Source organism: Paenibacillus sp. LjRoot56, assembly GCF_964253335.1.
Taxonomy (GTDB): Bacteria; Bacillota; Bacilli; order Paenibacillales; family NBRC-103111; genus Paenibacillus_E; species Paenibacillus_E allorhizoplanae.
Genome location: NZ_CAXURV020000001.1, coordinates 1,043,945 through 1,066,556, shown reverse-complemented (window position 1 = coordinate 1,066,556; position 22,612 = coordinate 1,043,945). Strand labels below are relative to the sequence as shown.

At 45.5% G+C, this 22,612-nt stretch carries 23 protein-coding genes; 4 read left to right on the top strand and 19 right to left on the bottom strand.

What is annotated here, in order from left to right; translation table 11 throughout:
- Positions 1–9: 9 nt before the first annotated feature.
- The gene (locus tag ACSQ8O_RS04900; protein ID WP_436240658.1) at positions 10–588 is read right to left on the bottom strand and encodes a sensor domain-containing protein; all 579 of its coding nucleotides are present in this window, start codon (positions 586–588) and stop codon (positions 10–12) included.
- A 319-nt stretch (positions 589–907) separates the two neighbouring features.
- On the opposite strand from ACSQ8O_RS04900, the gene ACSQ8O_RS04895 reads away from it, so the two are divergent.
- The gene (locus ACSQ8O_RS04895; RefSeq protein WP_436240657.1) at positions 908–2,257 is read left to right on the top strand and encodes an erythromycin esterase family protein; all 1,350 of its coding nucleotides are present in this window, start codon (positions 908–910) and stop codon (positions 2,255–2,257) included.
- A 136-nt stretch (positions 2,258–2,393) separates the two neighbouring features.
- On the opposite strand, the gene ACSQ8O_RS04890 is transcribed toward ACSQ8O_RS04895, so the two are convergent.
- The 3 genes from ACSQ8O_RS04890 to ACSQ8O_RS04880 form a co-directional block, all read right to left on the bottom strand.
- Positions 2,394–2,609: a hypothetical protein gene (locus tag ACSQ8O_RS04890; RefSeq protein WP_436240656.1), complete on the bottom strand. Its 216-nt coding sequence runs from the start codon at positions 2,607–2,609 to the stop codon at positions 2,394–2,396.
- A 213-nt stretch (positions 2,610–2,822) separates the two neighbouring features.
- Positions 2,823–3,008, bottom strand: a complete 186-nt coding sequence (locus ACSQ8O_RS04885) for a hypothetical protein (RefSeq protein ID WP_171633739.1) — start codon at positions 3,006–3,008, stop codon at positions 2,823–2,825.
- A 318-nt stretch (positions 3,009–3,326) separates the two neighbouring features.
- Complete coding sequence (locus ACSQ8O_RS04880) at positions 3,327–3,755, bottom strand: MarR family winged helix-turn-helix transcriptional regulator (RefSeq protein WP_436240655.1); 429 nt, start codon at positions 3,753–3,755, stop codon at positions 3,327–3,329.
- A 155-nt stretch (positions 3,756–3,910) separates the two neighbouring features.
- Between ACSQ8O_RS04880 and ACSQ8O_RS04875 the strand changes: the two genes are divergently transcribed.
- On the top strand, positions 3,911–5,221 hold the full coding sequence (locus ACSQ8O_RS04875) for an amidohydrolase family protein (RefSeq protein WP_436240654.1): 1,311 nt from the start codon (positions 3,911–3,913) through the stop codon (positions 5,219–5,221).
- A 322-nt stretch (positions 5,222–5,543) separates the two neighbouring features.
- Here the strand turns inward: ACSQ8O_RS04875 and ACSQ8O_RS04870 are convergent, their stop codons facing one another.
- The 6 genes from ACSQ8O_RS04870 to ACSQ8O_RS04845 form a co-directional block, all read right to left on the bottom strand.
- Positions 5,544–6,941 carry a sulfatase gene (locus ACSQ8O_RS04870; RefSeq protein WP_436240653.1) on the bottom strand — a complete coding sequence of 466 codons (1,398 nt, stop codon included), beginning with the start codon at positions 6,939–6,941 and terminating at the stop codon, positions 5,544–5,546.
- A gap of 52 nt (positions 6,942–6,993) precedes the next feature.
- Positions 6,994–7,818, bottom strand: a complete 825-nt coding sequence (locus ACSQ8O_RS04865) for a carbohydrate ABC transporter permease (RefSeq protein ID WP_436240652.1) — start codon at positions 7,816–7,818, stop codon at positions 6,994–6,996.
- Positions 7,815–8,717: a carbohydrate ABC transporter permease gene (locus tag ACSQ8O_RS04860; RefSeq protein ID WP_436240651.1), complete on the bottom strand. Its 903-nt coding sequence runs from the start codon at positions 8,715–8,717 to the stop codon at positions 7,815–7,817. Before ACSQ8O_RS04860 ends, ACSQ8O_RS04865 begins: the two co-directional genes overlap by 4 nt.
- A gap of 17 nt (positions 8,718–8,734) precedes the next feature.
- Positions 8,735–10,252, bottom strand: coding sequence for an ABC transporter substrate-binding protein (locus ACSQ8O_RS04855; protein ID WP_436240650.1), 1,518 nt, complete (start codon positions 10,250–10,252; stop codon positions 8,735–8,737).
- Positions 10,253–10,357: 105 nt separating this feature from the next.
- The gene (locus ACSQ8O_RS04850; protein ID WP_436240649.1) at positions 10,358–11,209 is read right to left on the bottom strand and encodes an AraC family transcriptional regulator; all 852 of its coding nucleotides are present in this window, start codon (positions 11,207–11,209) and stop codon (positions 10,358–10,360) included.
- Between the two features lie 175 nt (positions 11,210–11,384).
- On the bottom strand, positions 11,385–12,122 hold the full coding sequence (locus tag ACSQ8O_RS04845; RefSeq protein WP_436241944.1) for a ThuA domain-containing protein: 738 nt from the start codon (positions 12,120–12,122) through the stop codon (positions 11,385–11,387).
- Between the two features lie 183 nt (positions 12,123–12,305).
- Between ACSQ8O_RS04845 and ACSQ8O_RS04840 the strand changes: the two genes are divergently transcribed.
- A complete protein-coding gene (locus ACSQ8O_RS04840) occupies positions 12,306–13,256 on the top strand; it encodes a helix-turn-helix domain-containing protein (RefSeq protein WP_436240648.1) in 951 nt (316 codons plus the stop codon).
- A gap of 14 nt (positions 13,257–13,270) precedes the next feature.
- Here ACSQ8O_RS04840 and ACSQ8O_RS04835 read toward each other — a convergent pair whose 3' ends face one another.
- The 7 genes from ACSQ8O_RS04835 to ACSQ8O_RS04805 all read right to left on the bottom strand — a co-directional run bounded on the left by ACSQ8O_RS04835 (position 13,271) and on the right by ACSQ8O_RS04805 (position 19,644).
- On the bottom strand, positions 13,271–14,086 hold the full coding sequence (locus ACSQ8O_RS04835; protein WP_436240647.1) for an SPL family radical SAM protein: 816 nt from the start codon (positions 14,084–14,086) through the stop codon (positions 13,271–13,273).
- A gap of 14 nt (positions 14,087–14,100) precedes the next feature.
- A complete protein-coding gene (locus tag ACSQ8O_RS04830; protein ID WP_436240646.1) occupies positions 14,101–14,301 on the bottom strand; it encodes a CLC_0170 family protein in 201 nt (66 codons plus the stop codon).
- Between the two features lie 15 nt (positions 14,302–14,316).
- Positions 14,317–15,534, bottom strand: a complete 1,218-nt coding sequence (locus ACSQ8O_RS04825; RefSeq protein ID WP_436240645.1) for a Ger(x)C family spore germination protein — start codon at positions 15,532–15,534, stop codon at positions 14,317–14,319.
- Positions 15,515–16,630, bottom strand: coding sequence for a GerAB/ArcD/ProY family transporter (locus ACSQ8O_RS04820; RefSeq protein WP_436240644.1), 1,116 nt, complete (start codon positions 16,628–16,630; stop codon positions 15,515–15,517). The genes ACSQ8O_RS04825 and ACSQ8O_RS04820 overlap by 20 nt, the downstream gene beginning before the upstream one ends.
- The gene (locus ACSQ8O_RS04815; protein WP_436241943.1) at positions 16,578–18,233 is read right to left on the bottom strand and encodes a spore germination protein; all 1,656 of its coding nucleotides are present in this window, start codon (positions 18,231–18,233) and stop codon (positions 16,578–16,580) included. Before ACSQ8O_RS04815 ends, ACSQ8O_RS04820 begins: the two co-directional genes overlap by 53 nt.
- A 274-nt stretch (positions 18,234–18,507) precedes the next feature.
- Positions 18,508–19,071, bottom strand: coding sequence for a methylated-DNA--[protein]-cysteine S-methyltransferase (locus tag ACSQ8O_RS04810; protein ID WP_436240643.1), 564 nt, complete (start codon positions 19,069–19,071; stop codon positions 18,508–18,510).
- Positions 19,072–19,101: 30 nt separating this feature from the next.
- Positions 19,102–19,644, bottom strand: coding sequence for a bifunctional transcriptional activator/DNA repair enzyme AdaA (locus tag ACSQ8O_RS04805; protein WP_436240642.1), 543 nt, complete (start codon positions 19,642–19,644; stop codon positions 19,102–19,104).
- Between the two features lie 154 nt (positions 19,645–19,798).
- Here ACSQ8O_RS04805 and ACSQ8O_RS04800 point away from each other — a divergent pair, with 154 nt between their 5' ends.
- Positions 19,799–20,743, top strand: a complete 945-nt coding sequence (locus tag ACSQ8O_RS04800; RefSeq protein ID WP_436240641.1) for a DNA-3-methyladenine glycosylase family protein — start codon at positions 19,799–19,801, stop codon at positions 20,741–20,743.
- A 627-nt stretch (positions 20,744–21,370) separates the two neighbouring features.
- On the opposite strand, the gene ACSQ8O_RS04795 is transcribed toward ACSQ8O_RS04800, so the two are convergent.
- Complete coding sequence (locus ACSQ8O_RS04795; protein ID WP_436240640.1) at positions 21,371–21,529, bottom strand: hypothetical protein; 159 nt, start codon at positions 21,527–21,529, stop codon at positions 21,371–21,373.
- A gap of 165 nt (positions 21,530–21,694) precedes the next feature.
- Entirely contained in the window at positions 21,695–22,534 is an 840-nt protein-coding gene (locus ACSQ8O_RS04790) for a hypothetical protein (RefSeq protein ID WP_436240639.1), read from the bottom strand.
- Between the last annotated feature and the right edge of the window lie 78 nt (positions 22,535–22,612).

Genomic DNA, 22,612 nt, shown 5'->3' with positions numbered 1-22,612 from the left:
ACAAAACAGCTATCGATCTAGCTGCTGAATCATGGTGCGCGTATAACCTCCGATTGTTTTCGCCAACCGGTCACTTAACTTGACGCTTATTGCGGCAAGCACCGCTCCCAGACCCATGGTAAAGAGTGATTCCCCTAAAGTATCTACTCGCATGAAAATGACATTCAAATCGATATATCGATACAAAAGTGGTGCCAACAGGAATGCTAGCGGTCCTAAATAGAGAACGGCTACACTGATGAGACTGACGAGTCCGATCACCAACTTCTGCATTAACCAAAAGACGGCAAACCAATTGCGGCGATCCGTAAGTTCTAATTTGGCATAAACCCAGACGGATACATCCGTTGTTATTTTTTTGTTGTAAGGTGCCGTCGTAATATCTGTATAAATTTTCGTCTGCGTGCGTTCGAATTGGATGAAGGTTGTCGTAGTTCGCAATACGCGTGTAACTAGTGGAATGCCGATCACCGTAAATGAAAGACTTAAACTTAACGACAGAGCTACCATATAAAAGCAAAAGTAAAACAAGCCTGTAACGAAAGTTAATAATAAAAAATAACCATTTTGGATGAAACCTAATTTCATAAGGATCATCGCTCCTCTCCGTGTGACTACTTGTTTCTATAGGCGAATAAGTACCTTTTAAATAGTAGGTGGTGGTTGCCTACTGCTCCATACTAACCGTACAGCTGTCATATCCACCAGTGACAACATGTCATCTTTTACTTTGTGACATGTTGCGTCGATCGGTTTGTTAACGAGCATTGCATGTCACCTGAAATAGTGAAGATTTGTAACTAGCTTAAATGATAATGAGTTAGCGACAATTGGACTACTGAAGACGACCCAATATGCTTGTATGCGGAAAGAGACGTACTTCAAAAAAATCCATGAGGTGAATACAATGAACAAAAGAAGGAAAATTATTTACGGCGGAGTTTCCGTAATGCTAAGTGCATCAATTCTAACTGCGGGTTGCAGTACGAGACCAGCTGAAAAGTCGGATCAAATAGGAACAACCCAACCAGTTGAGACAGCTCAAATATCTCAAAATAGTATTGCGAAATCACTTGAATCGCAGGCGAAGCAACTGAATACGATAGATCCGAAACAACCATTGAATGATTTAAAACCGCTAAAAGACATGATAGGGAATGCAAATTATGTTGGTTTAGGAGAGGCCACTCACGGAAGCTCGGAGATTTTTATGATGAAACATCGCCTCGTGAAGTATTTAGTCACTGAGCTGGGCTTTACTAATTTTGGGATTGAAGAGGATTGGGGTAACGGTTTAAAACTGAACGAGTATATCCAAACGGGAAAAGGCGACCCTAGGGAGTTTTTGAAGCTGTTATACCCAACTGATGAGATCGTCGCTATGGTAAAATGGATGCGGGAATACAACTCTGATCCTGTAAATAAAAAGAAAATTCACTTCGTCGGACTAGACTTAAAAATGCTGGATCAAAGTGTCTTCGATAAAGTGATCAACTACGTTAAGGAGCATCATCCTGATCTGCTGCCGGAAGTCGAGCAAAGCTACAAAGAGTTGTCATCGGTGGCAGGTAATCTACAGGAATATATGAAGCTGACTACTGAAGTGAAAGAAAAGCATATGGCTAATGCGCAAAAAATAGTCAAGCTACTTGAAGACAAAACTAAGTCGATTAATGAGAATGATTCATACGAGCTAGTTTGGGTGAAAGGGACGGCTAAGGTGATAGAGAATTTTACGAAGATGGTGATTCCGGCCGACTATCCGAGCATGGTGAAGCTGCATGATCAGTATCTAGCCGAGCATGCAGTTTGGGCTCAAGAAAAACTTGGCGGCAAAACGATGGTTTGGGGGCACAATATTCACATAGCTAAAGGTGTTATCACTGAGAAGATGTATCCTAAAGTCGCCGGGGAGTTTCTGAAAGAACGTGTTGGCAATCAATATGTAGCAATTGGCTCCACCACCACGGAAGGCAAATTTACAGCATTCAGTGAAGATAAGATTGCAACGGATACCATTCAGAAGAACGTGAGCAGTTCCAATCATATGTTTGGACAAGTTCATTACGAGCAGTTCCTGTTAGATCTTCGAAAATTGAATGGGGATGCGCAGCAATGGGTAAAAGAAAAGCAGCCATTCTTGGATGGCATTGCAGTGATCATTCCTAACGAACCGCAATTTTATGATGTTTCCCTTCAAGAGCAATTCGACATTATGGTTCATATTCAAAAAACCACCCCTTCGCATATCAAGTAATATGAAATATAAAAACGGCAATAATATCACCCAAATAGAAAAGAACCTTGATTTATCAAGGTTCTTAATAGGAACTTTCTTGTCGTTAGACTGCAGTAAAAGTAGCAGTTCAACTAATTTCAACTTATTTTCACATTTACAAAACAAGTTTATAAACATACCCATGTTGCAAATATGTTATAGTGCCATTTGCCTCGGTGCCATATAAAACCTCACTAATTTGAATGGTAGAAGGAGTAATTTCAATTGAATTATCTCCCTTTGTAGTAACACCTGAATCTTGCTGGCATTGACATTGTTTAGATCCCCGTTTGGTAACTATAAAATCAACTTTCTTTTGTGCGGCTTTCACATTTAACGATGAATTCCTAGATATATATACATAGCTGGTTTTTCATTGTTTTCGATATTTATGACAACCATAAATTTATAAGACACTTCGTACTCATCTTTTATTCTCTTTGGTTTACTTAGCTTAATTTCCAGTTCATCTAAGAGGTAATACAAATTGGTCGTTAATATCATAGTCAATTGGTAAACTTATCTCGAGCGCGCGGTGCAAATCCTATTTCGGACTTCTTCGGTTTCTGGAAAAGACCACGAGCGCCGCGATTACCATCGCACCGAAACCCATGGTTTTGGCTGACTCGGATTCCATTCCCAGCAACATGCAAAGATTGGTAACCAAGCTTTTCGTTAGAAGTGCAACCACAATCAGCATGATCGGACGAATAATATTGTACTTTTTCATTTGTGCCCCTTTCTTATGTGTCTGCTAATTTAATTCTTTGCTTCCATTATTTAGCTTGTACACTCCATATGACCCTTTATTAAACAAACCTGCCCATTTCTATTATAAACAAAAGAGGAGTTGCCGCGAAGCAAGCCCCTCAACTATCGTTACCGGTTAGTTTAAAGCTTATTTGTACACTCCTGATCTTTCAGTTTAGCTCTTGTTATCTAAGGAATATTATTTGATGCACCATATGGATTGTTCATTTCTCCCCAACTGGGACAAGCGTATTTTAATTTGTAAATGTCTCCATAGCCTCATGGGGAATCCTCTTCTTTATATGCGCTCATTGATTTTGATCAACAATTTCTTTAAGATTTGCTTCTCCTCGTCAGTAAGGGCTTGAACGATTTCATCCTCCACCTTTTGAAATGAGTCATTAAAGCCTTCAATCAACTCAATCGCTTTTGGCAATACATATATATTTTTTTGCCGTTCATTATTGGCCGGGATTTTGCGCTCGATGAACCCTTTTTGCTCTAGACCCTGAAGCATGCTTGTAATACTGGCCCCACGCACATGAAACCGATCTGCAAGGTCCTTTTGAATAATATGATTATCTTGGTTCTCATAAATATAGTCGATTACTTTTCCTTGTTGAGCGTTTAACCCTAGTTCCTTTATACTCTCGTCCGCTCTTTTCTTTAATTTAAGACCGATAATCTGAAACAAATCCAAATAAGGCGTATCCTTTCGGAATTGCATGATCGTCCCTCCTGAAATTGTTAGAAAGCTAATTGTAAGCAACTAAACTATACAGTGATCCTATACGCATGTCAAACAACTTAGTTTATTGACAGTTAGAACCCTAACAGTTATACTTCAAATTGTTATAAACAAACACATTGGAGGAATTTCAAATGGAGAAGACAACTCAAAATGCTGCGTTAGAACAAGTTACGGCGATTACAAATGTACGTATTTTTGATGGAGAACAAATTATTGCGTCAAGACATGTTGTCATCAAAGGGGAGTCCATTATTGCGGTGGGCGGAGACCTTCCGGCCGATGCAACGATTATCGATGGGGAAAATGCGACTTTAATGCCCGGTCTGATTGATGCACATGTCCACACCTCAATCGGCGGATTACGAGATGCCTTAAAATTCGGCGTTACGACAGAACTCGAAATGAACGGCGATTTTACGAAAAGAGGACGCGAGATCCAGTTAAAAAATGTGAATGACGTTGCAGACGTCCGTTCTGCCGGCACAGCAATCACCGCTCCGGGCGGACACCCAGATGAATTGCTGCCGGATGGGGATGAAATACCGGAATTCGTATTAAAGGAGCTAGAGAAGTTATCGGAGGAAGACCGGGAAGCGATGTTGGCCGCATACGCTCACGATCACGATGAAATACCGCAAGTGACGACGGTGGAAGAAGCGATTAAACATGTGCATACTCAAGTGGAGAATGGTGCCGACTATATTAAGATCATGATTGAAGAAGGAACGGTCATGGGTGCACCCGGCCTGCCTGTTCTAAGCGACGAGATTTTAAAGACAGCCGTGAAAGAAGCCCACAAGTTCGATAAGCTGGTCATCGCCCACGTCTTGACGGCTCTTTCATCGCAAGCAGCCATCGATTTTGGAGTCGACGGTTTGGGCCACTTGTTTATCGACAGGCCCGAGTACACGTCCGAGTTGGTGAAATCCATAGCGGATTCAGGCGCTTTTGTTACACCGTGCTTGGTGTTGAACTCATCGATTGTTGGGAAACCAGCATCGGAATTGGCGAATGATCCGCGTGTTCATTCCAAATTAAGTCCGGATTGGATCGGTATTTTGAACTCAAGCTTCAATACGTTCCCGCAAGGCAATATGGAGAACAGCTTTAAGAATGTGATGGATCTTCACCGTGCCGGAGTTGATATTCTGGTAGGGACGGATGTTGCGCCGGTTCCCGTTCCGAACCTTGGCGGCCTTGCTCACGGAGCAAGCGTCCACCACGAAATGCAGCTGCTGGTGAAGGCCGGGTTCACTCCGATTGAAGCTCTTCAGTCGGCTACTACCAAACCGGCCCGTTGCTTTGGTCTTCACGATCGCGGCCGTATTACCGAAGGTGCGCGCGCTGACCTTATTCTCGTAAACGGTGATCCGACAACCAATATCTCGGATACCTTGTCGATCAAATCCGTGTGGTTCAATGGTTCGCAGCAACTAGGTTAATCGGGTTCGATCTCCCTGTACAATGTCCGTCAATGCGAATGATGAGCGAACCGGAGATGATGATGCCGTTGCTGATCGTAAAATCGTCAAGAAGAGGGACTGCAGACTAGTCCCTCTTCGACTTTAATCTATTAATCCAAATCCTCCTGTCAGGAACGACAGCCACATCAAAGTTCCTCCAGATTAAATACTTTTTTGGAGATAACATTTTAAAGGCATGAAGTTGTAGATGAAGAAATTTATGGATATTCCAAGGTGCTAAAGACTCTCTACCTAAACCATCAGATATAAAAAAGGATGGTATGGTAATGTATGGTTGCATCTACCATCTGAGATTCAATATTTGCTTATATTCCTTCGCGTGGTAAGGTCCGCCTTCTTTCATAACGGTCCACAACGGATCTGCGTCTTCTTTCATCGACAGCATCATGTCATCATGCCATTCATTAAGCAAATAGACAGCTTTCATGTGGATATCGCTTCTTTCTTCAACAAGATTGTACTGTTCGTAGGGATCATTTTCCAAATCAAACAGCATATCTTTCGGGAATCCGTGATAACCATCGTGATAGGTGCGGATATACAGCCAATTCTCAAATCTGACGCTTCGCTGACAGACATGTGCGCACTGGGATACCACCAAGTATGGCCTTCCAGTATCCGTACCTTTCGTAATACTTTCCGCATAGCTCAAACCATCCCAAGATTCAGGCTTCTCCGTATCCAGCAAGCTTGCCAGTGTAGGGGCGAGATCAAGTTGATAATGGAGACCCTCGTCTACACTTCCTTGAAGGCCACCAGGCCAGCGAATAATCATAGGAATTCGGCAGGTAGCCTGATCCGCTGTTCCGTGTTCGGAGTAAATGCCTAACTCTCCCATATTCTCCCCATGATCTGCACTAATAATTATAGCTGTATCCGCTAATACGCCTAGCTTGTCAAGCATTTGAATCACATGCCCGATATGCTCATCCATATAATGAATTGCGCTATCATAGTTATCAATAATCGCTCTTAAATCGTTATGCTCCTCAATCATTTGACCATGCCTTGGATGTCTGTAATAATGCGACTTGGCAAGCTTATTCATGTCTTCAATACTGTGCTGCCCACTTTTGAGCTTATGTTGCTGAAATACATCTTCAGTGATCCATGCTGGCATGGGTTCGTCAATAAAAGGATTGCCTACGTGGTCCGGCGCTCGATAAGGAGTATGCGGATCCCAGAAATTCAGATGTAAGAACCAATCTTCTGTCTTCGCATTATCCTCTAACCATTTCAGTGCGATCGGCAGCACTTTATCCGCCGATTCTCCGCCCCTATCCCCCAGATTAAAAACTTCATTGAATCCTGCATTAAAAGTCCACACGGAATGTCTTTCTGAGAAGGTACTGATCGATGCCGTTTTCATGCCAATCTTGCGCAATACGCCAGGAAGACTCTCCATCGCTAATCGATCGCTGAAGCCCCGCTCCATTCCTTCGCGTCTCATATCCGCAGCTGTCCCGCCATGTCCGACAACGCCTGTATGGATGCCGAATTTGCCAGACATTAAGGCTGTTCTGGATGGCATACACGGCGCATCCGAGCAGTAATAGTTGTTAAATCTAACACTCTCCTCTGCGATACGATCAATATTAGGAGAGGTCGCTCGGTGGTAACCATAGCAGCCGAGATGATCAGGACGCAAAGAATCTAAATCCAAATAAAGGATTCGCATAAGTTATGTAACCTGCCTTTGATTTATTTTATAGCACGTGAATGATTTATCATTAACCCTTCACTGCCCCGGCAATCCCATCTACAAAGTAGCGCTGCAAGAACAAGAAAATAACAATAATCGGAAGAATAGCGATCGTACCTCCGGCCGCAATCCCTGTCCAATCAACAACGTTCTCTCCTCTTAATGCATACAATCCAACAGCAAGTGGACGGAGATTCGGGGAACTGAGCGTTAGTATTAAAGGAATCATGAACGAGTTCCAGGACCAAATGAACTGCATAATCGTCACACTGCCGACGATGGGTTTGGACAGCGGAAGCATAATCGTAAGAAATGTCCTTAAAAACCCGCAACCATCCATGATAGAAGCTTCCTCCAGCTCCTTAGGAATCTGACTGAAGAACGTTGAGAAAAGCAGAATAAATATAATATGCGCTCCTCCCGCTTCCGCAAGAATAACCCCCAGTAAATTGTTCATCAGTCCCAAATGTTTGATTAGATCATAGATTGGAATAATGGCAAACTCCATGGGTACAAACATGCTGGCAACTAGAACGCCTAAGAGCAACTTCTTTCCTCTGAACGTATACCGGCCAAGCACATAACCGCACGTTGCTGTTGCGATAAGTACGATGAGGATGGTGCTGACCGATATAACCACACTATTTAGAAAATATCGCTCAAAGTTTGCTTCATTCCATGCTCTGATCAGGTTGCCCATTTGAAAGCTGTTCGGAATTAACTTAAGGCCGTTTGCGAAAAACTCACTCTGGGTTTTGAAGGATGCTGAAACCATCCATAAGAACGGATAGATCCATACGAGACAAAAAGCAGTCATGACGACGTGAAACATCGATAATCGAAAGGTTTTCATAATTTTGCACGACCTTTCATTCGTTTATTCAGCACGGATTGGATAATGGCTAGCATACTAATCGTTACTGCAAAGAACAGACCCGCTGCCGATGCATATCCTAATTGGGGCAATCCCATTTCACTGGAAAAAGCGTAACGATAAATATAAGTGGACACAACATCCGTGGCAAAGAATGGCCCTCCGTTGGTCATGGTTTTAATTAAATCAAACACTTTCAGTGAATTGACGACATTTAACAATAAGATGACGGCTCCTATCGGCAATAGAAGAGGTATCGTGATATACACAAATAATTTCGTCCCTCTTGCGCCATCCACTTCAGCCGCCTCATAAAGATCCTTCGGGATGCTCTGCAGTCCGGCAAGCCAATAAATCATGTTAATGCCTAAGTTTTTCCACACCGAGATGAGAATAACGGTAAACATCGACCATTTGGCGTCGCCTAGCCAATTAATCGGTGTATCGAGCAAACCTATTTTCATAAGCGCATCATTCACCGCTCCGTCACTGCCCCATATGAAAACCATGATAATACCGACAATCGATGTCGTCGTGACCACCGGCAAGAAGATTAACGTCCGATATATGGTGGCTCCCTTAAGTTTGGGCCGATTCAAAACGACGGCAAGTATTAAGGGCACAAGCAAATTTAAAGGCACGACACCCAACATAAATTTAAAACTATTTTTATACGCATTCCAAAAGTAAGGATCCTTCGCCACATCAACAAAATTATTTAGTCCGACAAAGGTTGAATCTGTCGTTAATCCCGACCAATCCAACATGGCATAATACAAGCTGGCCAAGATCGGCCAGCCTTGAAACAGAACGAAAAGTGCTATAGTAGGAAGTAGAAACAGCCAACACCAGATTTCAATTCTCCACTTGGTTTTCATGATGACCGTACTCCCCGTCACTGAATTGATTTATAATCTTGCTGCGTGTAATTCTTATCAGAACTCCAATTCGAGAAGATGAAATCATTTTTGTCTACCTTTGCGCCTTCTGCTTTTGCCTTCGCAATCGCTGTATCTAATGACTTATCGACAATATCGGATAACTGCTTAAGCGCAGTAGTAGGATCTTTAATTGCCCCGGATACAACACCTTGGAGAATATCGCCTACGCCAGGCTGAACATCCTTGTAATTTCCGTATACACTTGCAAGCTCAGGGTTCCTGATTTGCGGATTAGGCACTAAACGCGAATACTTCTGAGCAATGTCATAGTACTGCTTGAATTGTGGTATTTCCGATGAGCTCTCATTTACCTCTTTGAGAATAGAAAAGCGATCTCCCGCTTTAACGAGTATGGACTGATAATCTTTGTTGAAGTACTCCTTTAAATACAAGGCAGCTTCTTTTGGGTGCTTCGTTGTTTTGGACATGCCAATCCAAGGACTATAACTGGATCTAGGCAGGAAGCCCTTCTGACCTTCATCCGGAACAGGAGGCGCCATGACACCAAAGTCCAAGTTCGGGTTGTCACGTTTCCATACGCCAATCGACCATTCCCCTTGCAATATAAAACCGGCTTGACCTTCTCCAAATAAGGCGCGAGCTTCAGGTGCAGAGATGCTCATCGTCTTCGGATGGAAACTTCCGTCATCCTTCAACCCCTTGAATAAATTCATGACATCAACTACTTCCTTGCTGTCATAGTTAGCATCATGCGTGACCAAACTGATCGGCGATTGTTGATTTAAACCGCTGCCTCCTAGTGTCGACCAGTCCATAGCCGCTAATTTCCATCGACCGATTTGTTTACCGCCCTCGATGATACCGAAAGCTTTGCCTTTGCCTGCTTCTGTGATTTTCTTAGCGGCTTGCCGGAATTCCGTGTATGTCTTTGGTGGGTTCTCGGGGTCTAATCCAGCATCTCGAAACAACTGCTTATTGTAAAATACAAGCGTACTCGGCACACTCGCCAGGGCTGGAATGGAGTAGATTTTCCCATTTAGCATGGTCGAGCCTTCAACAAATGCGCCATCTGCGAATTGATTCTTGAAAGTGTCGTCAATATACGGATCTAACGGCTGATACCACTCTCCCTTTACCGCCATGCTTAATGACATGTTACCGGGTATTGGGTATAGATCCGGTGCATCCCCCGATTTAATCGCGGTTGTAATGGTATTCTGAAATTGATCGACGCTCATTAGCGTATATTCGATTTTGATGTTGGGATATTTGGCTTCGAAATCTTTAATAAATTTTTCACGAAAAGGCTTCTCACTGTCTGCCCAGTCCATCACGCGCAAGGTAACTTTTTCACCGGATGTCGACGTCTGGGCTTTGTCCCCGGCAGTCCCTGTTGCAGCAGGAGTTCCAGTGCTGTTCGGATTCGAACTTGAAGCTGAACAAGCCGTCATACTTTGTACAATTAGAGCAGATCCGATGAATAAGGCAGCATACTTCCGTTTTTGTACCAATGGTATATCCCCCTTTATTTCTGAAAAATGTTACTTCCTGAACGAAGAGCTCGTGTAGGGTGCGCAATGAGGATTGGATGCCTTCGATTTAACTATTATGTTATCTTACAATTTATCCTCAGACCATGTAGACGCGATTCCACTTTTTGTACTTTTGATACTTTTCCGAAATTGATTGGGGGACATCCGGAATGTTTTTTGAAAAGCACGGTTGAAATGAGACGCATCGTAGAAGCCGCATTTTTGAGAAATAAATTCAATCGTATTCTCGGGGTCTTCCAGCATTCGTTTGGCTTGCATGACGCGCATTTTCTGAAGCATCTGCATCGGCGTTAGATCATACACCTGTTTAAAAGCCCGGCTAAAATAAACCGGATTCATATGGTAGATTTCTGCTAATTCCTCACGAGTAATATTGCGCTCCAGCCCCTTCTCAATATAATGCAGGGCATAATTAAACCGGGCAATCTCGAACGTCTCTCTGGATTTGCGCTTCTCACCGATTTTAGAGCTTTCTACAATTTCATGAATCAGAAAGAGCGCCAGAAAGACGGACTGCATAGAAGAGATCTCCTCATTTTTGTGCTGCCATAAGTCTTGAAGCTCGTCGAACTTCTTCTCATACAAAGCGGAGTCTCTAATTTTAATCACTTTATCCAAGGGAAACAGTTGGAAGAAATCTTCTCCTTCCCTGACATGTAATTTCAAACTGAGGAGGTAATGAACACCTTCTTCCTGTGAAATAACATTAAAAGGCGTATGGGGGCGATGAATCATAACATCTCCGGTTTTGGCTATATACTCTTTACCGTCGTCTGTTGTAATAACCTCTCCTTTTTTGATGTAAGATACCGTCAGATAAGGCTGATCAAAATCAAACATGATCCGAGAGTAATATTGTATTTTTTTAACATCAAACAACGTAATCGCATATAGATCCTCGATCTGAGTTGACATGGATTCACTCCTTATTTGGTATGGTTACGAAAAAAAAGCTCCTGAGATACATGATTGTCATCCCAGAGGCGTCGCTCAATGTCTCTTATTCTAGCAAAATCAACTCATTGAAAACAGCAAAAAGCATGCCCCCAAAGATTTGGGAGCATGCTCGGTACTTCACTACGCTATAATTTTAAGCTTCAACCTTTGCTTTGATCTCTTCCAATGGCTTGTGGTTACCGTATTTCGGGTACTCGCGCGTAGTTGGCGCAGCCCACTGAACCGCATTGCTAATGACGCGGCGAATTTGCTCATTGTAGTACGTACGGTATGTTTCATGACCTGGACGGAAGTAGAATATCTTCCCGTTCCCACGATGGAACGTACATCCGCTGCGGAATACTTCTCCACCTTCGAACCAAGAAACCATAATGAGCTCATCCGGTTGTGGGATGTCAAAATGCTCCCCGTACATTTCCTCTGCCTCAAGATCAATATACTCACCAATGCCTTCCACGATCGGATGACCTGGAGCAACGACCCATAGGCGCTCTTTCTCGTCGGCTTCGCGCCATTTGAGATCACACGATGTGCCCATAAGGGTTTTGAACACTTTAGAGAAGTGACCGGAATGCAGGACGATTAAGCCCATGCCTGCCCACACACGCTTTTGAACACGAGCTACGATCTCGTCTTGTACTTCGCCGTGTGCTTTATGACCCCACCAGATCAGGACGTCCGTATTGTTCAAGACTTCTTCCGACAAACCATGCTCAGGATCGTCTAATGTTGCATAGGTAACTTGGACGTTACCGCTCAGTCCCTCACCAATGGCTGTATGTATGCCATCTGGGTAGGCAGCGCGGACAATTTCACTTTCTTTTTCATGACGATGCTCGTTCCAAACGGTTACATTTAATGGTTTACTCATCATTCTAGGCCTCCACGATAGCGTATTCATTCTTACTTCTGAGTATAGATTTTCTCAAGCGCTCAGGAAAGGTAGAATTGTGCTTACTTCTTATTCAATAGTGTCATCGGATGTCTCGCAATGTTATACTTATCCCAACTAAATCTTATTCGAAAATGTCCAGCTAGTGAGGTATTCTTACCCATGAACCCTACTCTTAGTCCTGCAAATTTAACTGAAATTAGAAATGAAGAAGTCGTGTACCAGAACCCGCTTCTATTCTTAAAAATATGGGAAATCAAACATGACTATCCCCAATGTGGCTTGCCCGACCCTTGGACATGGCATTGGCATAAGCAGGTTGAGTTTCTCGTCGTAACCCAGGGTCAACTCGGCATCCAAACGAAAGATGCTTATACGATTATGGAGGCAGGGGATGTCTTGTTACTTGGTTCCTCACAGCCCCATCGCACACATAAATACTCAGAAGCGCCTTTACACCAAATTGTATTTCAAATCGATCTGACACAGCATTTCGATCTGAGCACACTCGCTTATTTGCATTTATTTTCGGAGTTGACGCATTCCCTCGAACCATTTAATGAACTTTTTCGTTCGAATAGTGCGGTTAGATCAAGTGCTTACCAGCTCATTCGGCAAATACATGAGGAGTCACAAACGCGTACCATCGGTTATGAGCTAGCCATCGTTGCTGCCATTAAGCACCTCCTGTTGCTCCTTCTACGCAATGATAAACGTGATCTTGCTGGGCTGACCGAGGATTCAGGCATCTCACGTTTGCGCCCAGCGCTGAATTATATCGATGAGCATTTGACAGAGCGAATAACGGTCGAAGATGTGTGCCGCATTCTGAATCTGAGTTATCATTACTTTATTAAGTATTTTAAAAAAGTGATGGGACTATCCTTTATTGATTATGTGAATTATAAACGTATCAAAAAAGCCGAGCGCCTTCTACTCACAGGGGATCTCAGCATTATGGAAATTAGTTATGAAGCCGGCATTCAGAACATGGCCCAGTTCTATAAACTGTTCAAGCGATATAATCAATGCTCGCCTAAGGAATTCAAGCAGCGGCTCCGAGATCATACGGAGGTGCAGGATGAGCAACCGGTCGGGGCATTAACAGAGTAAAGAACGGCGGGCCCTTAGGGGAGGAATCCCGCTTGGCTGATGAAAACACGCTCCTGCGGGAAATGCCGCAGGAGCTGTTCGTGCACGCGCCGATACGCATCCCGACTGTACCAGTCGGTCAGCTCCAGCGCATCATAGATGGCACGCACGCCGATGCGTCCCGTGCGCCCTCCCCCACTGCCATCGCCCATGAAGTAATCGTCGATGCACACCCGATCCACGATACCTGCCAGCCGCTCGGCGAAGCCGTCCGAGCTCGGCAGCGCTGGCGCTATCGTGGCCTGCACCGGGATCCCGCGAGCGGCAAGCTCGCGCAGTGCCTCTAACCGCGCCGCGATCGGTGGCGCGGCTGGGGTGAACGCGCGGCGGATGTCCTCGCGGTCCGTCTCCACCGTCATGCTGACTCGGACGCGGTCGCCGAGCAGCTGAAGCAGGTCCGCATCCCGCGTCACGAGCGGGCTGCGGGTTTGCACGAACAAGAAGTCCGGCTGCGCCGCGGACATCACTTCGAGGAGCGCGCGGGTGAGGCGCTCCTTGTATTCGATCGGCTGATACGGGTCCGTCGCCGAGGAGAAGAAGATCGTGACGGGCCCTTTGCTTTTGGCCCTCGCCAGCTCCTTGGCTAGGAGCGTCGGCGCGTTCTCCTTTACGTCGACCCAACTGCCCCAAGCTTCGCTGCGGAACAAGGCCACGGGCATTTGCCGCACATAACAGTAGGAGCAGGCGAAGGCACAGCCCGTATACGGATTTAACGTATGCGAGTAGCCTGCGAGGAATCCGCTCGCTTTCGTCAGTATCGACTTCGACTGCTTACGCTGCACATTGGCCATAAGTCTACCTCCTTTTATTTCCAGAACCACCTCTCATACACCCAATAGCCGATGAACGAAAGGACTCCTAAAGAGATATTGAACCATCCTGCAAATAAAGCTCCTTTTTTCTCTTTGAGCATGTTGGCCTTCTTATAATTTTTCACATCGAAAACTAACACGAGCAACCCAGAGATCAACAGCAGCAAAACCGTGTAATTGTTAAAGGTAATCATTGGCCGGATCCTTCCCTAGTTGGTTTTCGTCCCAATTCGTCTAATCTTAACGTGTACCGTGACATCGAAGGACATCTCTTTATATTGATCTTGCCATGATTCCTCGGTTTTGATTTCCTTGTTCCAGTAGGCTGGCTGCGTCGCGCGAACATATTCACCGAAACCGAAAATGTCACTGCCATCCTTCTGAGTCTGCTGAATTAATTTCCCGAATCCCACGTTAGCGTCTTCTTGAATTTTCTCCTCCAGCTTCTTCAAATTTTCTTTTGTAATGAACACCTTTTCATTCGATTTCTCCGTTAAATCTCCCTCGATTTGGCATTTTATGATAGTATGCACGTTGCCATTTTTGATAGTTGTCGTTATTCTCGACTTTCGGTGAGTAGATTTAAAAATAACCAACGTTTTTGAGCCTGGCATTTCTTGAAGAACACTATACCCCCCTGGGTTGATTTGTTTAATCGCCATATAATGTCCGATTTGCAAGGCTGTTGTGACGCCAACCATTTTATCGTTTTTAAAATAGGCCATCCCAGCAAGCTCAATGTTCGATTCCTTCTTTAATTCCAAATAAGGAAGCATCCCTTCCTGCCCCTTGGCAGAATTCGCACTTAAAAAGACACCCAAGAAAATGTTGGGCAGAGTGCCCCTTTCTCTAGAATGTTCCAGGGTAGCGAGCAAATATAAAGTCGGAACGCGCTCTAATTGCGGATTGGCTTTAATGATGTCGGCTGCGTTTCCTTTGGATACGACCATCCAAACGGTTCTTCTGACCTGAGGTTGACGCCGAAAGAAGTCGTTTTCATTCTCGATCCCTTTTTTGGCTACGACTTCCGAAATCACGATGACCCGTAAATGGCCAAAAAACAACCGATCTGCGAGCTTTTGCTGAAGATTCAATAATGCGTCATCAATGGTATATCCGACGCTGGTCAACACCCAAACCGGTTTTTCCCCAGAAGGGCTGCCGGATCCGCTCCCTGCACCTAGCGGAATGCGGCCCGGAACAGCAATTTGGACGGTGATACGAATGAGTCCCTTGTTAGCCTCTGGATCCTGGTTCAGAATATGCGTAGCATTGCTGCTTTCTTTCTCATCACCTGGCTTCGCCTTATCAATGCCAATCGCCAGGACGACAGCGCGATCTTCGATTTCTAGGCGATCCCAGCAGCCTGTAAGCAAAGGGGCAACCAACACGAAAACAAGAATCTGTTTAATCAGATTTTGCCACAAGTTGATCACCCCGTTTTTTCTTCTTTCGAATCATGGCCACAACAAATAAGACAAATGGATACGCAACTGTGAAGACTAGTCCCCAGCGACCGACAATTTGAATGATTTCATACATCTGCAGCAGATTTTGTGAGAACATCGCAATGACATAGATAAAGGGAACAACCAAGAAGGCGAACATTTTATGATCTCGCAAACGTAAAAGCTGGCTTGTGAAATATATGGCTAAATAATAGTTAGACAACAATGTCGTAAACACGGCGGTAACCCATACAGCAAGAAATGCACCGTCTAAACGCTCTAGGATATTGGCGGGCAAAGATGTCGTTTTGGCTAGTTCCAGTGTTGGCCAGACTAATTTTTTAATTTCCTCAGCTCCGAAGACGCCTACGGTAGCAATCACGATAAGTATATAAAAAGACCCAGCTGCTAACATACCAATAAACCCAGCAATCATGGCTTTCTCCGGCCTGCGCATCGCAGGTATGACGATCGTCATGACAAATGAGCCTTGAAATAAGGCAGCCATCGTGAGAATTCCCATTGGCATACCGGTTGGTTCATTGCCCCACAGGGGAAGAAGATTAATTAAGTGTGCATTCTTTAGTGAGAGCACGACAATAACTAGTCCCGGAAATACGATGATCGGGAAATAAAAATGGTGAAAGTAAGTAAATGTCGTTATATCTACGCGAGAAGAAACAGCCGCTAGCAGCAACATAACGATCACAGTCACCTCTAGGGGTGTTTTAGTTAAAACGGAAGTGACGACAACCTCCCCAAATTCACGTGATGCCAGGGCTGTAATCAAGTAAAAGAACAAGATAATCAAAACACTAAATCCACGCGCCGGCCATTTACCAATCAGATCCTCGCTGTACTCAATAATAGATTTCGTGGGAAAACGCATCCCAAGCTTGGTTAATAACCAAAGTCCTAATAAACCAACCAAAAAGCCTAGCAATGTGACAAGAGGCGCCCCTGAATCGGCTGCTCTGACAGCAAATAACGAGAGGGCTAACACCCCCACCCCAATGATTGTACTAATCAGTATGATCGCCGCTTGTATCACTGTTACCTGGCGAGGATGCTCCATCGGTTACGTTCCTCCTTGTATCTCCGACTTTCAAAGGGTCTAGTGTGTTGTTTGGCGCTTCTTCACTCATTTCTTTTGTTATTTTCCCAAGACGGGTGTCATTAGGTGTGTGTAAAAGTGCCGGCCTCTTCGGCATAGACCACAGCGGCAGCCGAGCTAGCGTATCCTTCATCCCTTGGAAATTACCTGGGACTAGCGGGCTTAAGTAAGGAACACCGAACGACTTTAAGGAAAGCATATGGTTGGCGATCAGAATCAACCCGATCATCACCCCATATAGACCGAAAATGCCAGATAAAATCACAAGTGGAAAGCGCAGCAGCCTCAGGGCCAGGGCCGCATTGTAAGCCGGTGTGGCAAAGGAACCGATCGTCGTCAAGGCGATGATAACAACCGTAATCGGTGAAATAAATCCTGCCGCAACCGCTGCCTGCCCAACAACAAGCACACCAACAATGGAGAGCGCTCCACCAACCTGCTGCGGCAGCCGAAGTGTTGCTTCCCTTAATACTTCCATGGATATCTCCATGATCAGAACTTCGATAACAGAAGGGAAAGGCACTCCCGCTCTCCCCCCCGCTACTGCTACCGCAAACTCGGTAGGGATGAGTTCTGGATTAAACGATATTAAAGCCACATATAACGATGGGAAAATCAGCGAGAAAACCAGGGCTACCAAGCGTGACAGCCGTATGAAACTGACGAGAAGATACCTCTCTGAGTAATCCTCGACCGTTTGATAAAATTGACTGAATACCGTAGGCAATATGAGGGCAAACGGTGATCCGTCAACAAGCAGGATGACTCTGCCTTCCAATAGATTGGCGACCGCTTTATCCGGTCGTTCTGTGTTTTGAATTTGCGGGAACGGGGATAAATGGTTATCTTCGATAAACTGTTCCAAATATCCAACGTCCAGGATGCCATCAATATCAATCAACGATAAACGTCTGAACACCTCTTCTACGAGTGCTGGATTCACAATGCCGTCAATGTAGCAGAGCGCCACTTTGGATTTGGTGATACGTCCTATACGCATCGTTTTTATCCGTAAGTCCGGCGTCGGGAGACGGTAGCGAAGCAGGGCTAGATTCGTACCCAACATTTCGATAAAGCCTTCCCGTGCGCCACGAATCACCTGTTCCGTCTCTGGTTGCGTGATCGATCGCTTGTCCACATGACGTGTACTGAAGATAAACGCATCGGTTACTCCATCAACTAAAAGGACGGTTTTCCCTTCTACGATGGCTTGGATAATTTCATTCAGCTGAGTTTCCGTTCTGCCTTCACACGCATAAAGGGTATCGTTCAGAAGAAACTCTTTCATAGGTCGGCTTAGTGCTTTCGCATAATCTTGAGAGGACGTTAGCATCAAAGGCCTTAAAATGTGATCGTTCAGATACTGTTTATCAATCAAGTCAGGGAAAAACATCACGACAGCTGGTAGATCGTCAAATATGCAAAATCGGCGTATGATGAAATCGTCGTTATCACCGAGTAACTTTTGAACGAATGCAATCGTCGCTTCGAGTTGCGTACCGACACTTGCCTTTTTATTGGCTTCCATAACCTGATGAGCAGGTGAATTCTTCAGCGGTATCATCCGAGGCTGCTGACTTGTGGATGTTTGTTTGGTCCTTAGCTTCTTCCAACTCCAAATGGTCACGCAATTCGCCCCCGTAAATACGCTCATGATGATGTCAGATTCCTATTTCCCATTCATTTCCTTCCCGTATTTTTATCTATATTTGAGATTCTATGCATGGAAAGGTAAATGGGAGTGAATTTATTATCTATAACGGAGAATAGGAGCAGCTTACTGTCATTGAAAAGTGACAATAAACAACTCCTACAACGTATAGAGAGAATCAACAGTTCTACTTCCCTTGCCGCTCTAACTGCAAAAGCTTTTCCTTATTCCCCAAACCGCCGCGATAACCCGTCAGCGCTCCATCCTTCCCTACGACGCGATGGCAAGGTACAACGATAAGAACAGGATTTGCACCGATGGCGGTGCCAACCGCACGTACGGCACTGGATCTATCTAGTGTTTGGGCTACCTGTGTATAACTTACCGTCTCACCATGGACAATCTCGTGCAATGCTCTCCACACCGACTGTTGAAACTCCGTCCCCCGTAAATCCAATGGCAGTTCAAAATTTGTTCGCTCTCCACTCAAATACTCGTCCAGCTGCTGCATGTAAGCCTTTAACCTATCCTTTTGCTGAATCCATCCATTCGGTTGTCCAATCTTTCTCGCCCATTGGGTGAATTCTTGCCACGCTTCAACGTCAACGCCATCTCTCGCGTCACCTTTCTGAAACTGCAAGTAACCCAATCCCACATCGGTTACCGCCATCACGAAATTATGATGTTGCAATCGAACCGCCCCCCAGTAAATCGTTTGATTTACCACACTTTCCATAACTTCTCTCACCATGTTGCAACCAACCTCCCAACTCGGTTATCGTTAATGAACTGGCTGTTGCCGAAACTCTGTCGGCGTAAGTCCTGTTTTCTTCTGAAACAATGTCGCAAAATGCGCAGCATTTGCCATCCCCACCTGCGACCCGATCACCTGCACGGGCATGTCTGTGGTGATTAAAAGCTTTTTAGCTGCTGCAAGCCGGATCTCTTGGATATACATAAGCGGCGTCACGCCAGCTATTCGTTTAAAAGTCCTTTGCAGATGATACGTACTCGCATAGAAATGCTCTGAAAGCGTCGCTAACGACAACGGTTCGGCGAAGTGCTCTTCGATATGCGCCTTCATTTCCGCAACCCATGCCTCATCGGGGAGCCTAATGCCGTCAGGCCGACACCTTTTACAAGGACGAAAGCTCTCTGCAATGGCTGCTTCACGGTGATCAAAAATACGCACATGCTCCCGCTTCGGAAGCCTCGATTTGCAGGAGGGTCGGCAGAAAATCCCTGTCGTCGCCACCGCATAGTAAAACGTCCCATCATACGCCGCATCATTCGCTACAATGGCTTGCCAAAACCGCTCCTGCATACCGGAATGCACCTCTCCTTGTGTTCCTTTTATAAGCTCAGTATACCCAAACAGGCCTGTCGTTGTAAGGGTTCCGAGATGAGAAAGCAAGATTACAAAAGCCGCTCTCGGCGATAATGCAAGTAACGACTTCCCACCGATAAGGAGAATGACGATGCCACACCTGCTAGCTTTTGACCCATCCAGCCTACAATGGTACGAACAAACAAGCACGCTCTCGCTAGCTCTGCCTGGGCCTTTTCGATATGAGCAAAATATCGGCTATTTAAGCCGCTCAACCAATGAATGCCTATTCGTTGTGGATAACTCTAGTATCTATAAGCTGCTACCAATTGGGGATAACCTCGCACTTATTGCTGTCCACAGTGAGGATGACGAGGTGCTTCACGTCCGAATTGTCCACTATAGTGGTGCTAGTTTAACCTCTGCAGTTCGGGAAGAAATCGCTCGCTATGTGTGGGAGTGGTTTGATTTGGGGACGGATTTGACGCCATTTTATGCGATGGAGGATCCGATCCTGCAACAAGTGACGGAGGCATTCCGGGGGCTGCGCCTGATGGGGATTCCCGATTTGTTTGAGGCGATGAGTTGGGGTATTATTGGGCAGCAGATTAATTTGGCTTTTGCCTATACGCTCAAAAGACGTCTAGTCGAGCACTTCGGTACTTCACTGCATTGGGAGGGACGAACGTATTGGGCGTTCCCGACGCCAGAGCGAATCGCTGTGCTGACGACTGAAGATTTAACCGCTTTACAATTCACGGGTAAAAAAGCGGAGTACCTCATTGGCGTTGCCAATCTCATGGCGGAAGGCACGTTATCCAAAGCTGGGCTGCTTGCGATGAGCGATTTCCTTGCCATGGAAAAAGATCTGCTGCGCATTCGCGGCATCGGCCCCTGGACGGCCAATTATGTGCTGATGCGCTGTCTGCGCAACCCCGCAGCGTTCCCGTTGGCCGATGTCGGCCTGCATAACGCGCTGAAGCATGTGCTTGGGCTGGAGGCCAAGCCCTCGCTTGAAGAGATCCGCCAGCTAGCCGAGGGCTGGCGGGGCTGGGAAGCTTACGCCACGTTTTACTTGTGGCGGGTTTTGTATTAGCCGCGGCTGCTAGGCGCGGCGAAGGGGCGCTAGGCGCGATCGGCGCAGGGGCGCAAGCGCGGACCTGCGCTAGACGCTGCACGCGTTAGCCCCCGCCGGCGCGATCCTTATCGCCACGTCGCACCATCGCGGCCAATCGCCGTTAGGTGCGCCCCCGTCTCTGCCAGTCGCCCCCCAGGTACCCCCCATCGCTGCCCCCCTATGCGCTAACTCCGACACCGAGGAAATAACTGTATTTTATGTAGCTAATTTCGGCGATTTTCAGTTATAAATCCATTTTAACTGTATTTCATGTAGTTAATTTCTCAGCATTTCACCCTTTTGAGCAAAAGTGGTAAAAATAACTACATGTTATCCAGTTAAATGTTTATTTCAGCGAAATTAATCAAAAATAGCTGTACTTTTTCCATCTAATGCTTGGTTACTTGCAATGTTAAGGAGTGAGGGTGAGAGTTGGGTGAAGAGACAGGAATTGTGAACAAGCTAATTTGTTTTTGACAGGAATCACCAGATAGTGTCATTCTATCGAGAATCAGCGTTGAGCAACTAAGCTGTTCCGTACGTGAATCCCCCGCTAATACAGCTACTTTAATCAAACAGGAACTCACCAATTACTCTACTAACCACTCACTTCTGTGGCTCCACAGTCACATTTTCCTTCTGCACTTCACCCGAGCATTCAAAACATACTAACGTTTTATCCGCCTGCACGACGCCATCCAGAAATCCCATTTTGCAATAAATCGGCTTCTCACATATGCGGCAATGACCGATAAGCTCTTCCAATAGGTCTACTCCTCCTTCAAACTTCACTTCTCTTTCTTGGCCACGTGATCTTCCTGTGAAAAACTTCTACGCCACCGATCCACTTCCCTCCAACACTCCCAACACGGCACAAAAAAGGTTGCCCTCGCTCGATGTTATCGAATGTGGCAACCTTTGAAAACTATATTACGTAGCCGAAGGCGTTGCTGACGGAGCTGGTCTGCGCTCTCCGCCGTTGCCTGGCTTACCTTTGAACGAACCACCGTCTCCACGTAGCTGTGGTACTGGTCGCTCACCGCCGCCTTTGCGTTCGACGAAGTTTTTCAGTTCATCTGTCAGGCTATCCTTGAGCTTAGCGATCAACTGATCCTCGGTGATGCCTTTCGCAGCCGCGATCTCGGAAAGGGACTTCCCTGCTTTACGCTCAGTCGCCAGTTCTTCCTCAGTGATGCCAAGGATGCCTGCGATTTCTTTTGGAGCAACCCCAACACCACCAGGCATAGGTAAGTTAGGCATGTTGCCGCCACGAGGCATTGGCTTTTTATCGAAATTCATCGCTTGAGGTTTCGCTTCTACCATTTTTTTCAAACGATTAGCAAGCCCTTCTTTGAGCTTATCCGCCTGTTCCTGCTTGATTTTGCCCTCGCTAAGTGCTGTATCGATTTTCTTTGTTTCTGCCTCTGTCAATTTGGCAAGCAACGCGTCTTCACTGAGGTTGGCTTTCTCCTGCGCGATTTGAACGAGGGTTTTACCCGCATCAATTTCTGCTTTAAGAGCCGCTTTATCCATACCAAGGATGGAAGAAAAATCGATTACGCCTCCAATAGCGCCGCCTTTACCAAAATCAAAACCGCCCCTTGGTGCTTGATGCCTCTCAAAGCTATGTTTATCCTGAAATTTCTTAGGTGTTGGTGTCGTGTTGGTGTCGTTAGCAAACGCTTGATTATGCTGAAGTACGAAGCCGCCACTGATCAATAATCCAGCTGCAAGTGTGCCGATAAGCCACGTTTTATGAATGTGCTTCATGCGTATTAGCCACCTTTTTCACAATTTGGTCAATTCTTCTTTCAGTATAAACCTTAATTGTGAAAAATCCTTGAATTT

What these genes read in the sequence shown, in the direction of transcription:
- ACSQ8O_RS04870 (WP_436240653.1), bottom strand. Translation starts at nt 6,941, where the DNA reads ATGCGAATCCTTTATTTGGATTTAGATTCTTTGCGTCCTGATCATCTC.
- ACSQ8O_RS04830 (WP_436240646.1), bottom strand. Translation starts at nt 14,301, where the DNA reads ATGATTACCTTTAACAATTACACGGTTTTGCTGCTGTTGATCTCTGGG.
- ACSQ8O_RS04800 (WP_436240641.1), top strand. Translation starts at nt 19,799, where the DNA reads ATGCCACACCTGCTAGCTTTTGACCCATCCAGCCTACAATGGTACGAA.
- ACSQ8O_RS04805 (WP_436240642.1), bottom strand. Translation starts at nt 19,644, where the DNA reads ATGCAGGAGCGGTTTTGGCAAGCCATTGTAGCGAATGATGCGGCGTAT.
- ACSQ8O_RS04885 (WP_171633739.1), bottom strand. Translation starts at nt 3,008, where the DNA reads ATGAAAAAGTACAATATTATTCGTCCGATCATGCTGATTGTGGTTGCA.
- ACSQ8O_RS04895 (WP_436240657.1), top strand. Translation starts at nt 908, where the DNA reads ATGAACAAAAGAAGGAAAATTATTTACGGCGGAGTTTCCGTAATGCTA.
- ACSQ8O_RS04835 (WP_436240647.1), bottom strand. Translation starts at nt 14,086, where the DNA reads ATGGCCAATGTGCAGCGTAAGCAGTCGAAGTCGATACTGACGAAAGCG.
- ACSQ8O_RS04860 (WP_436240651.1), bottom strand. Translation starts at nt 8,717, where the DNA reads ATGAAAACCAAGTGGAGAATTGAAATCTGGTGTTGGCTGTTTCTACTT.
- ACSQ8O_RS04865 (WP_436240652.1), bottom strand. Translation starts at nt 7,818, where the DNA reads ATGAAAACCTTTCGATTATCGATGTTTCACGTCGTCATGACTGCTTTT.
- ACSQ8O_RS04850 (WP_436240649.1), bottom strand. Translation starts at nt 11,209, where the DNA reads ATGTCAACTCAGATCGAGGATCTATATGCGATTACGTTGTTTGATGTT.
- ACSQ8O_RS04790 (WP_436240639.1), bottom strand. Translation starts at nt 22,534, where the DNA reads ATGAAGCACATTCATAAAACGTGGCTTATCGGCACACTTGCAGCTGGA.
- ACSQ8O_RS04875 (WP_436240654.1), top strand. Translation starts at nt 3,911, where the DNA reads ATGGAGAAGACAACTCAAAATGCTGCGTTAGAACAAGTTACGGCGATT.
- ACSQ8O_RS04880 (WP_436240655.1), bottom strand. Translation starts at nt 3,755, where the DNA reads ATGCAATTCCGAAAGGATACGCCTTATTTGGATTTGTTTCAGATTATC.
- ACSQ8O_RS04810 (WP_436240643.1), bottom strand. Translation starts at nt 19,071, where the DNA reads ATGGTGAGAGAAGTTATGGAAAGTGTGGTAAATCAAACGATTTACTGG.
- ACSQ8O_RS04845 (WP_436241944.1), bottom strand. Translation starts at nt 12,122, where the DNA reads ATGAGTAAACCATTAAATGTAACCGTTTGGAACGAGCATCGTCATGAA.
- ACSQ8O_RS04840 (WP_436240648.1), top strand. Translation starts at nt 12,306, where the DNA reads ATGAACCCTACTCTTAGTCCTGCAAATTTAACTGAAATTAGAAATGAA.
- ACSQ8O_RS04820 (WP_436240644.1), bottom strand. Translation starts at nt 16,630, where the DNA reads ATGGAGCATCCTCGCCAGGTAACAGTGATACAAGCGGCGATCATACTG.
- ACSQ8O_RS04815 (WP_436241943.1), bottom strand. Translation starts at nt 18,233, where the DNA reads ATGATACCGCTGAAGAATTCACCTGCTCATCAGGTTATGGAAGCCAAT.
- ACSQ8O_RS04900 (WP_436240658.1), bottom strand. Translation starts at nt 588, where the DNA reads ATGAAATTAGGTTTCATCCAAAATGGTTATTTTTTATTATTAACTTTC.